At 71.5% G+C, this 10,176-nt stretch carries 10 protein-coding genes; 6 read left to right on the top strand and 4 right to left on the bottom strand.

What is annotated here, in order from left to right:
- Positions 1–165: 165 nt before the first annotated feature.
- The gene (gene cimA, locus NIE79_RS30695) at positions 166–1,749 is read right to left on the bottom strand and encodes a citramalate synthase (RefSeq protein ID WP_238681894.1); all 1,584 of its coding nucleotides are present in this window, start codon (positions 1,747–1,749) and stop codon (positions 166–168) included.
- A 316-nt stretch (positions 1,750–2,065) separates the two neighbouring features.
- On the opposite strand from cimA, the gene NIE79_RS30690 reads away from it, so the two are divergent.
- From NIE79_RS30690 to NIE79_RS30675, 4 genes are all read left to right on the top strand, one after another.
- Positions 2,066–2,263 carry a hypothetical protein gene (locus NIE79_RS30690; protein WP_238681893.1) on the top strand — a complete coding sequence of 66 codons (198 nt, stop codon included), beginning with the start codon at positions 2,066–2,068 and terminating at the stop codon, positions 2,261–2,263.
- Between the two features lie 2 nt (positions 2,264–2,265).
- The gene (ahpD, locus tag NIE79_RS30685; protein ID WP_238681892.1) at positions 2,266–2,796 is read left to right on the top strand and encodes an alkylhydroperoxidase, AhpD family; all 531 of its coding nucleotides are present in this window, start codon (positions 2,266–2,268) and stop codon (positions 2,794–2,796) included.
- A gap of 80 nt (positions 2,797–2,876) precedes the next feature.
- Complete coding sequence (locus NIE79_RS30680; protein ID WP_238681891.1) at positions 2,877–3,335, top strand: PRC-barrel domain-containing protein; 459 nt, start codon at positions 2,877–2,879, stop codon at positions 3,333–3,335.
- A 19-nt stretch (positions 3,336–3,354) separates the two neighbouring features.
- Positions 3,355–4,161 (top strand): tyrosine-protein phosphatase, encoded by an 807-nt coding sequence (locus NIE79_RS30675; protein ID WP_372471909.1) that lies wholly within the window; start codon positions 3,355–3,357, stop codon positions 4,159–4,161.
- 51 nt (positions 4,162–4,212) lie between these two features.
- On the opposite strand, the gene NIE79_RS30670 is transcribed toward NIE79_RS30675, so the two are convergent.
- Positions 4,213–5,310, bottom strand: a complete 1,098-nt coding sequence (locus NIE79_RS30670) for a branched-chain amino acid aminotransferase (RefSeq protein WP_112679109.1) — start codon at positions 5,308–5,310, stop codon at positions 4,213–4,215.
- 154 nt (positions 5,311–5,464) lie between these two features.
- Positions 5,465–6,496, bottom strand: a complete 1,032-nt coding sequence (locus NIE79_RS30665; protein ID WP_112582053.1) for a 3-isopropylmalate dehydrogenase — start codon at positions 6,494–6,496, stop codon at positions 5,465–5,467.
- Positions 6,497–6,724: 228 nt separating this feature from the next.
- Between NIE79_RS30665 and NIE79_RS30660 the strand changes: the two genes are divergently transcribed.
- Entirely contained in the window at positions 6,725–7,567 is an 843-nt protein-coding gene (locus tag NIE79_RS30660; protein WP_238681889.1) for an FAD:protein FMN transferase, read from the top strand.
- Positions 7,568–7,975: 408 nt separating this feature from the next.
- On the top strand, positions 7,976–8,332 hold the full coding sequence (locus NIE79_RS30655) for a hypothetical protein (protein WP_238681888.1): 357 nt from the start codon (positions 7,976–7,978) through the stop codon (positions 8,330–8,332).
- 75 nt (positions 8,333–8,407) lie between these two features.
- Here the strand turns inward: NIE79_RS30655 and serA are convergent, their stop codons facing one another.
- On the bottom strand, positions 8,408–10,006 hold the full coding sequence (serA, locus tag NIE79_RS30650) for a phosphoglycerate dehydrogenase (protein WP_238681887.1): 1,599 nt from the start codon (positions 10,004–10,006) through the stop codon (positions 8,408–8,410).
- Positions 10,007–10,176 lie beyond the last annotated feature (170 nt).

Raw genomic sequence — 10,176 nt, 5'->3', positions numbered from 1 at the left:
CCCACCCCACCCCACCCCACCTCGTCGATCTTGCATTTACTGTCCCGGCATCAGCGACAAAAGCCGCAGACCGTCGACACAAAGTGCAAGATCGCGAGAGCGGGGGGCGCGAGAGCGGGGGGCGCGAGAGCGGGGGGCGCGAGAGCGGGGGGCGAGCCGCGGGGTTTAGACCGAGGCGGGGGCCAGGCCGTAGGTTAGGGCGTCTATCAGGGCGTGCCAGCTGGCCTCGACCACGTTGGGGTGGACGCCGACAGTGGTCCAGTCCCGGCCGCCGCCGTCGGAGGTTTCCAGCAGGACCCGGGTGACAGCGCCGGTGCCGTGGCTGCCCTCCAGGATGCGCACCTTGTAGTCGGCCAGCTCGAAGTCGCGCAACTGCGGATAGTGCCGCGCCAGCCCCACCCGCAACGCCTCGTCGAGGGCGTTGACCGGACCGTTGCCCTCGGCCGTGGCGATCACCCGCTCGCCGCGAACCCGGATCTTGACGGTCGCCTCCGAGACCACCGCCCCGTCCTCGCGGTGCTCGACCAACACCCGGTACGACTCCAGGGTGAACGGTCGGGCGGGGCTACCCTCCGGCAACTCGGAGCGGACCAGCAGCTCGAAGGAGGCATCGGCTGCCTCGAAGGACCAACCACCCGCCTCCAACTCCTTGACCCGCTTGGTGACCCGGTTCAGGGCGTCCGGGCTGCCGGCCAGGTCCAGCCCGAGCTCACGACTCTTGAGCTCGACGCTGGCCCGACCGGCCATCTCGGTGATCAGGATCCGCATGTCGTTGCCCACCACCGACGGGTCCACGTGGTTGTAGAGCAACGGGTCGACCTTGATCGCGCTCGCGTGCAGCCCCGCCTTGTGGGCGAAGGCGGCGGCCCCGGCGTACGCCTGGTGGGTGTCGGGGGCGATGTTGGCGATCTCGGCGATGGCGTGCGAGACCCGCACCATCTGCGCCAGGCACCCCTCCGGTAGGACGGGCATGCCGAGCTTGAGTTGGAGGTTGGCGACGACAGCGAAGATGTCGGCGTTGCCTGGGCGTTCGCCGTACCCGTTGGCGGTGCCCTGCACGTGGCGGACGCCCGCCTCCACGGCGGCGATCGTGTTGGCGACCGCGCAGGAGGTGTCGTTCTGGGCGTGCATGCCGAGCAGCCCGGCGTCGATCCCCAGCCGGTCGGTCAGGTCACGGATCACGGCGGTCACCTGGGACGGCAGCATGCCGCCGTTGGTGTCGCAGAGCACCATCCGCTCGGCGCCGGCGGCGAGCGCGGTCTGCACCACTGCCGCGCCGTACGCGGGGTCGTGCCGGTAGCCGTCGAAGAAGTGTTCGCCGTCGACGAAGACCCGTCGACCCTCGCGGACGAGGTGGTTGACGGTGTCGTGGATCATCGCGAGGTTCTCCGCGCCGGTGGTGCGCAGCGCGCGCTCGACGTGCCGGGTGTCGGCCTTGGCGACCAGGGCCACGGCCGGGGTCTGCGCGTCCAGCAGCGCGCGCACCTGGGGGTCGTCCGCGACCGCAACGCCGGCCTTGCGGGTGGCGCCGAACGCGACGAGTACGGCGTGGCGCAGGTCCAGCTCGGTGCGGGCGCGGCGGAAGAACTCGGTGTCCTTGGGCACCGCGCCCGGCCAGCCGCCCTCGATGAAGCCGACGCCGAACTCGTCGAGCAGCCGGGCCACGGCCAGCTTGTCGACCACCGAGTAGGTGAGCCCCTCGCGCTGGGCGCCGTCGCGCAGCGTGGTGTCGAAGACCTGGAACGTCATCAGGATCCTTTCTCGGAGCAACAAAAAGACCTCCCGCGGATGCGGGAGGTCTGCGCGCTCGGCAGAGGGGAGAGCCGGCGCGCTAGGTCGCAATAATCAGGGAGGTGCTGGTCACGATGGCCACTCTGCCACTCCTCCCCTGTTTTGGGAGAAACAATCCACATAGCGGGATGGTGACGGAGGGTTCGTTCGCACCGGACCGCCGCTCGTGATCGGCTTCACAAGCCACCAGGCCACTCATCGGCGGAAACTGCCATGCGGAAGCATCTGAAAACGGATCCGATGATGGCCACCGCGCCGTCTGCAAGGAGGCCCTGTGCTCACCGTCAGTGACCGCTTACCTGAGCACGGACTCGCCGCCTGCGTATCGCTGGGCGCCAACAACGCGTCCAGGACGATCAACCACACGTCCCACGAGGGCACGTGGTGTGTGGTCTTCGTCGGGCCGATGGACTTCACCTCCATCAGCCCGGCGGAGATCGCCGACGAGACTCTCGCCGCCGCCGGCGTCTGACCGTGGGCCTGGACGCGATCACGGCGGCCCTGCCGGAGTACGCCAGGGACATCAAGCTCAACCTGGGCGCCACCGTCGGTTCCTCAACGTTGACCCCGGTGCAGACCTGGGGCACCGCGCTGGCCTGTGCGGTGACAGCCCGCAACCCGCTGGTGCTGCGGGAGATCGCGGCCGAGGCGCTCGGGCACCTCGGGCCGGAGGGTGTCGAGGCGGCCAAGGGCGCCGCGGCGATCATGGCGATGAACAACATCTACTACCGGGCCAAGCACCTGATCGGCGACGAGCAGTACGCCTCGATGCCGGCCCGACTGCGGATGCAGATCATCGCGAGGCCGGGGGTGGACAAGGGCGACTTCGAGCTCTGGTGCCTCGCTGTGTCGGCCATCGCCGGCTGCGGGGTGTGCCTGGAGTTGCACGAGAAGAAGCTGCGTGGCAGCGGCTTCACCCGGGAGCAACTGCACGAGGCCCTACGGATCTCCGCCGTGGTGCACGCCGCGGCGGTCACCCTGGACGCCGAGGCCGCACTGGCCTGAGCCTGTCCGTTTCCGGTCCCCAGCGGCCGGGTAGCTCCTGCGGAGACATGAGTGATCGGTGACAGTCAGGAGTGAACGGCATGGACAGGATCGATCCGCACGCCACCCACGCCGGGCCGGACCCGCTGCGCGGCGGCGACCAGGGCACGGTGCCCGGCGGCGCGCCGGCCGGCACGTTCGACCCCTGGCGCTACCGGGACCAGGCCGGCGTGGCCGACGCCGACCTGGTCGGCTACAAGGTCGAGGCCAACGACGGTGGAATCGGCAAGATCGACAGCGCCAGTCACGAGGTGGGCGGCAGCTACCTGGTCGTGGACACCGGGCCCTGGATCTTCGGCAAGAAGGTGATGTTGCCGGCCGGCACCGTCAACCAGGTCGACCACGACCAGCGCATCGTCTCCGTCGACCGGATCCGGGACCAGATCAAGGCCGCCCCGGAGTACGACGAGGCCAGCCACAGCGACCCGAGCTACCGGGATCAGCTGGGTGGCTACTACGACGAGACGTACGGCGCGCTCCCGCCCGGCACCGCACGGTGACCGTTCGACCCGACGGCCGGTGGGGCGCTGCCCCACCGGCCGTTACCGTGTGAGCGTGGACGCCACCGGGAACAACCCCCAGCTCTCGCTCCCCGCCACCTTCAACTTCCGCGACGTCGGTGGCTACCTCGGCCACGACGACCGGTCCGTACGCCGAGGACGCCTCTACCGCTCCGACTCGCTGCACCGCCTCACCGAGCAGGACCGCGACGCGTTCGCCGCGATCGGGATCCGCACCGTCATCGACCTGCGCCGCCCCACCGAGGTGGAGCGCGACGGCCGGGTGCCGGAGTACCAGGGGCTGACCTACCGGCACATCCACCCGGAGCACGCCGACTGGGCGGGTACGCCGCACGAGGAGGGCGCCAGCCTGGCCCGGTACCTCGCGGACCGGTACGCCGACCTGGCCCAGACCGGCACCGCCGGGTTGGCCGAGGCGGTCGGCCTGATCGCCGACTCCGCCAACGCCCCGGTGGTGGTGCACTGCGTCGCCGGCAAGGACCGCACCGGCATCGTCTGCGCGCTGGCCCTCGCCGTGGTTGGCATCGACGACGCGGACATCACAGCGGACTACGCGTTGAGCAGTGCGGCGTCGGCCCGGTACAGCGCCTGGCTGGCCTCCGTCACCCCGGGGGGCGTGGACGTGCCGGCGCCGTTCCTTAGCTCACCCGCCGAGGCGATGCAGATCTTCCTGGACGAGCTGCGCGCGGGTCACGGCTCGGTCGAGGCGTACCTGCGCCACGCCGGGGTGACCGACGAGCAGCTCGCCGCGCTCCGCGACCACCTGCTCGACGAGCCCGCCAAGGCGCAGCCCAGCGACGCGTAGGGCCAACTGCGCCGGCCCGTCCGGGTGGACGGGCCGGCGCAGCGACGGAGATCAGAAGACCCGCTGCACCCAGCCGTGCGGGTCGGCCGCCTTGCCCCGCTGGATGTCGACCAGCTGCTGACGCAGGGCCATGGTGACCCGACCGGGCTCGCCACCACCGATCAGGAACTCGCCGTCCGGGAAGCGGACACCACCGATCGGGGTGACCACCGCGGCGGTGCCGCAGGCGAACACCTCCTTCAGGCGTCCGCTGGCGGCGTCGGCCTGCCAGTCGGCGAAGCTGACCGGCCGCTCCTCGACCTGGTGCCCGGCCGCGCCGGCCAGCGCGAGGACGGCGTCGCGGGTGATGCCCGGCAGGATCGTGCCGGTCAACGGTGGAGTGACCACAGTGCCGTCGTCGTAGACGAAGAAGACGTTCATGCCGCCCAGTTCGTCGACGAACCGGCGCTCCACCGCGTCCAGGAAGACGACCTGGTCACAACCGGCCTCGATGGCCTCGGCCTGGGCCGCCAGCGACGCGGCGTAGTTGCCGCCGCACTTGGCCGCGCCGGTGCCACCGGGCGCGGCCCGGGTGTAGTCCGGAGAGACCCAGACGGTGACCGGCTTGACGCCACCGGTGAAGTACGCCCCGACCGGTGAGGCGATCACCATGTAGAGGTACTCGTTGGCCGGGCGAACGCCGAGGAAGACCTCGCTGGCGAACATGAACGGCCGCAGGTAGAGGCTGCCGTCCTCGCCGGTGGGGATCCACTCCCGGTCGATCTCGATGAGCTTGTGCAGCGAGTCGACGAACACCTCCGGTGGCAGCACCGGCATCGCCATCCGCTGCGCGGAGGTGGCGAAGCGGGCCGCGTTGGCGTCCGGCCGGAACATCGTCACGCCACCGTCGGCAGTGCGGTACGCCTTGAGCCCTTCGAAGATCTCCTGCGCGTAGTGCAGCACCGCGCTGGCCGGGTCCATCGGGATCGGGGCGCGCGCCTCCACCCGGGCGTCGTACCAGCCCTTGCCGTCGGCGTAGCGGACCGTGACCATGTGGTCGGTGAAGACCCGCCCGAACCCGGGGTTGGTCAGCAGTGCGGCCCGATCGGCGGCGGATACCGGCGCGAGATTCGGACGGATCTCGAAGTCGAGCTTGTCACCACCGCTCATCGCGCTGACCTCCCTGCGGAACAACGGCATGCGGGACCGCACACCGACATGGCTGTGCCAGAAACTTACCCCGAACGGTCGTTAAGCGGGTAGCGCCGGTCGGACAGCCCACGGCAGACCGGCCTCAGGGCCGGTCGCCACTCGGGCCGGGGGGTCAGGCTACGGCGTGGGCGGCGAGCCGGTCGCCGACCTCTTCGGTACGCAGCGTTACACCCGGAACCCGGCTGGCCAGCTCGGCGGCGACCGCCGCGTTGACCCGGGCGGCGGACTCGCTGTGCCCGAGCTGCTCCAGCAGCAACGCGGCGGAGAGCACCGCGGCGACCGGGTCGGCGATGCCCTGACCGGCGATGTCCGGCGCCGAGCCGTGCACCGGCTCGAACATCGAGGGGTACGCCCCCTCGGGGTTGATGCAGCCGCTGGCGGCCAGCCCGATGCCGCCGGTGACGGCCGCGGCGATGTCGGTGAGGATGTCGCCGAAGAGGTTGTCGGTGACCACCACGTCGTAGCGCTGCGGCTGGGTGACCAGGAACATGGCCGCCGCGTCGACGTGCTGGTACTCGGTCTCGATGTCCGGGTGCTCGGCGGCGACCGCGTCGAACGTACGCGCCCAGAGCGACCCGGCGTGGGTGAGCACGTTGGTCTTGTGCACGAGGGTGACCTTGCGCCGCTCCCGGCGGCCGGCGCGGGCGAACGCGTCGCGGATCACCCGCTCCACGCCGTGCCGGGTGTTCAGGCTCTCCTCGGTGGCGACCTCGGCCGGGGTGTCCCGGTGCAGGGAGCCACCGGCACCGGCGTAGAGCCCCTCGGTGCCCTCGCGCACCACAACGAGGTCGACCTCGCCCGGCTTCACGTTGCCCAGCGGGCCGGCGACCCCGGGCCAGAGCCGGGACGGGCGCAGGTTGACGTACTGGTCGAAGGCGAAACGGAGCTTGAGCAGCAGCCCCCGCTCCAGCACACCCGGCGGGACCGTCGGGTCACCGACCGCGCCGAGCAGGATCGCGTCGTGCCCGGCCAGCTCGGTCAGCACCGAGTCGGGCAGCACCTCTCCGGTACGGTGCCAGCGGGCGGCGCCGAGGTCGTACTCGGTGGCCTGCACGTCGGGCAGCACCGCGTCGAGGACCTTGCGGGCCTGCGCGACCACCTCGGGCCCGATGCCGTCTCCGGCCACCACCGCGATCCGCGCCACGACCGCACTCCTCTGCTCAACGGTTCCGTTCGGGCAACGGTACGTCGCCGTCCCGCCTCCCGGTACGCCGCGTCCACGATTTGGGATGCGCGAATGCACAGCACCCTCTCAGCTGGGACTCATGGGGCGGTCATCTCCGCTGCCTACGGTAGTAGTCAGTGGGTCGCGGGGGCTCGCTGACCAACGGGGTCGCGATGACGCGGCGCCATGCGCGAGGGGGCAGATGCGATGCGCATCGACGAGCAGCCACGGACCCGCTGGCCGGACCCGTCCGCGTTCCGCAACCGCCGGCCGGACTTTCGACTCGGCAGTCGCCGGCACCGGATCGACCCGGCCACGGCCACCGAGGGCCGGATCGCGGTGCAGCACCGCGTACGCACCGCGACCGCCGAGTACACCCTGCTGCTCAACGCCCCCGAGTGGCTCGGCCGCCGGGGTGTGAGCGAGGCACTGCGGGACAGCGTCGCCGAGCTGCGCGCCATCGACCTCACCTACGGCCCCAACCGACCGGAGAGCCTGGTCTCCCGGCTGCGTCGGGGCGAGATCAGCCCCGAGTCGTACCCGCCGCTCGCCGATCTGGTGGACCGCTGCGCCGCGATGCGCGCGGCCACCGACGGGTGGTTCGACGCCTGGGCGGTGCCCGGCGGCTTCGACCCGGGCGGCCTGCTCGGCGGTTGGGCGGTGGAACGCGCCGCGGAGCGGCTGCGCGCCGCCGGCATCCACGACTACGCCGTGCTCGCCGGCGCTGACCTCGTCGTCCGGGGTCGCGCGCCGCACGGCGGACCCTGGCGGGTGGCTGTGCACCACCCGACCGCTCCCGAGCGCGCGCCGATGGTGCTGGAGATGACCGCCGGCGCGGTCGGCACCTCCGGGGTGACCGGGCGGCAGGGGCACGTGGTGGACCCGCACACCGGCGAGCCGGCCGACCACCTCGTCGCCGCCACAGTGGTGGGCCCCGACCTGACGATCGCGGACGCCTACGCCACGGCGCTCTATGCCGCCGGCCCCACCGGCCTGGCGTGGTTCCGGGGAAACTCCGAGTATCGCGCGCTCTTCGCACACCGTCGCTGAGCGGAACGTCGCCGCACCGAGCCCGTCTCCCCGCGGTGCTCCGGCCCGATTCGCACCTCGGCCGCCTACCGCCGGTGAACCAACCACCCGGTGATTGTCGGCCGGTCGGGCCCGCGATCGGCCCCCACGATCTCGGCAACGACAGTGGGGGCCGGTCAGCGACGAGTGCGCGTGGCTCGCACAACCGAGGGGTGCGGACCGGTCGGGCCGGACGTCGACCGCGCCACCCGAAGACGGGCCGGCGCCTCGAACTCGGCCAGTGACCGCAGTGCGTACGCTAGCGAATCGACGCAACTCGACGCAAGAGTCTCCACACCGGACCGTCGTGACCGGAGACTGCGGTAATCGGTGGTGACCGGCGGCGAGGCAGTTTCGACATGGTGAACGGCGGATGGCACGCTATCGGCCGTGAGTTTCGATCTGAGCGTGTGGGCCCTGGAGGACGGGGCGACGCCCGTGGACGTGCGGACAGCGGTCAACGGTTGCCGGCAGGGGCGGCACGTGGACCGCTACCCCGATCCGCGGGTGGTCAGCTTCTACCGGGCGATCACCGCCTCCTATCCGGACCGTCACCCCGGCCCGAACAGCCCGTGGGCGGTGGCGCCGCTGCACGCGGCCCACGACCACGTCGAGCTGAACCTGCACCCGACCTGCGCTGACCAGGTGCTACTGGACATCGAGCGGCTGGCCGGCGAGCACGGGCTGATGCTCTTCGACCCGCAGGACGGCTCGGTCTACCCGCCGCCGGCGCGGCTGCCCGGCTGACCTGACCGGCGGAACGGACGGGAAATGACGAGGGGCCCGGCGAATCGCCAGGCCCCCCACGGTGTTTGTCGTCTACTACTCGTCGCGCAGGTCGGCGGCGCTGGCCGCCGTGGCGCCGATCGACTCGGCCGCCGAGGTGAGCAGGTCGGCGCCGAGCGCCTGGTCGACGGTGAGCGTCATCAGCGTCTCACCGCCCGCCTCCCGACGAGCCACCTGCATGGCGGCGATGTTGATGCCCGACTCGCCGAGCAGGGTACCGACAGTGCCGACCACACCGGGCCGGTCGGCGTAGCGCAGGAAGAGCAGGATGCCCTCCGCGCCGATCTCCACGTCGAAGCCGTCCACCTCGGTCAGCTTCAGCACGTCCCGAGCGCCGGAGTGGGTGACAGTGCCGGAGACACTGACCGTCCGGCCGTCCGGCAGCGCGCCGCGCACGGTGACCAGGGTCGGCTGCTCGGCCGTCTCGGCCAGGGAGGCCAGGGAGACCTCGACGCCACGCTCGGCGGCCAGGTGCGGGGCGTTGACGTAGGTGACCTGCTCCTCGACCACGGAACTGAACAGACCCTTGGTGGCGGCGAGCTTGAGCACCGACACATCGTGGCTGACGATCTCACCGCGGACCTCGACGGTGACGCTGGCGGCGACCCCACCGGCGACCGCTGTGAACGCCCGGCCGAGCTTCTCCGCCAGCGGCAGCAGCGGCCGAACGTCCTCGGCGACCACACCGCCGGCCTGCACGTTCACCGCGTCCGGGACGAACTCGCCCTGCAACGCCAGCTTGACGCTCTTGGCCACGGCCAGACCGGCCTTGTCCTGCGCTTCGTGGGTGGAGGCGCCCAGGTGCGGGGTGGCCACCACGTTGTCGAAGGCGAACAGCGGCGACGAGGTGCACGGCTCCTTGCTGTACACGTCGACGCCGGCGCCGGCGACCCGGCCCTCGGCGATCGCGTCGGCGAGCGCCTGCTCGTCGACAAGCCCACCCCGGGCGGCGTTGACGATGCGAACCGTGGGCTTGACGAGCGCCAGCTCCTTCTCACCGATCAGGCCCACCGTCTCCGGCGTCTTCGGCAGGTGGATGGAGATGAAGTCGCTCTCCCGCAGCAACTCCTCCAGGCCGACCAGGCGGACGCCGAGCTGCGCCGCACGGGCCGGCTGGATGTACGGGTCGTACGCGATCAGCCGGGTGCCGAACGCGGCGATGCGCTGGGCGAAGAGCACCCCGATACGACCCAGACCGACCACCCCGACCGTCTTGCCCTGCACCTCGACGCCTGTGTACTTCGACCGCTTCCACTCCCCCGCCTTGAGCGCGCCACTGGCGCTCGCGGTGTTACGGGCGACGGCGAGCAGCAGCGCGACGGCCTGCTCGGCGGCGGAGACGATGTTGGAGGTGGGCGCGTTGACGACCATGACGCCCCGCGCGGTGGCGGCCGGCACCTCGACGTTGTCCAGCCCGACGCCCGCCCGGGCGACCACCTTGAGTCGCGGCGCGGCGGCGACCGCCTCGGCGTCGATCTGGGTCGCGCTGCGCACGATGACGGCGTCGGCCTCGGAGAGCGCCGAGAGCAGGGCCGGACGGTCGGTGCCGTCGACGTGACGGACGTCGAAGTCGTGGGCGAGCACCTCGATGGCGGCGGGGGCGAGTTCTTCGGCGATCAGTACGACAGGATTCATCGGTCCTCGTAGAGGTCGTGTTTGCGATCGGCCCGGGCGGCGGGGCGCCGCACTGCGCCCTGCGCTGATCCGTGCCGTGGCCGTCAGGTGCCGGCTGCTGCACCTACAGGCGATCGTAGGGGCCCCGCTGGTCGGCGTGTTCCGCTCTTCAGGGTGAGTGCCCTCACACG

The organism is Micromonospora trifolii, from assembly GCF_022229005.1.
In the GTDB taxonomy this organism is placed as follows: Bacteria; Actinomycetota; Actinomycetes; order Mycobacteriales; family Micromonosporaceae; genus Micromonospora; species Micromonospora trifolii.
The sequence above is the reverse complement of the archived record's forward strand: the minus strand, read 5'-3'. Positions and strand labels throughout refer to the sequence as shown.

Bases quoted from the DNA above. Each gene is read 5' to 3' on its own strand.
- cimA (WP_238681894.1), bottom strand. From the start codon at position 1,749: ATGACGTTCCAGGTCTTCGACACCACGCTGCGCGACGGCGCCCAGCGC.
- NIE79_RS30680 (WP_238681891.1), top strand. From the start codon at position 2,877: ATGGACAGGATCGATCCGCACGCCACCCACGCCGGGCCGGACCCGCTG.
- NIE79_RS30670 (WP_112679109.1), bottom strand. From the start codon at position 5,310: ATGAGCGGTGGTGACAAGCTCGACTTCGAGATCCGTCCGAATCTCGCG.
- NIE79_RS30660 (WP_238681889.1), top strand. From the start codon at position 6,725: ATGCGCATCGACGAGCAGCCACGGACCCGCTGGCCGGACCCGTCCGCG.
- serA (WP_238681887.1), bottom strand. From the start codon at position 10,006: ATGAATCCTGTCGTACTGATCGCCGAAGAACTCGCCCCCGCCGCCATC.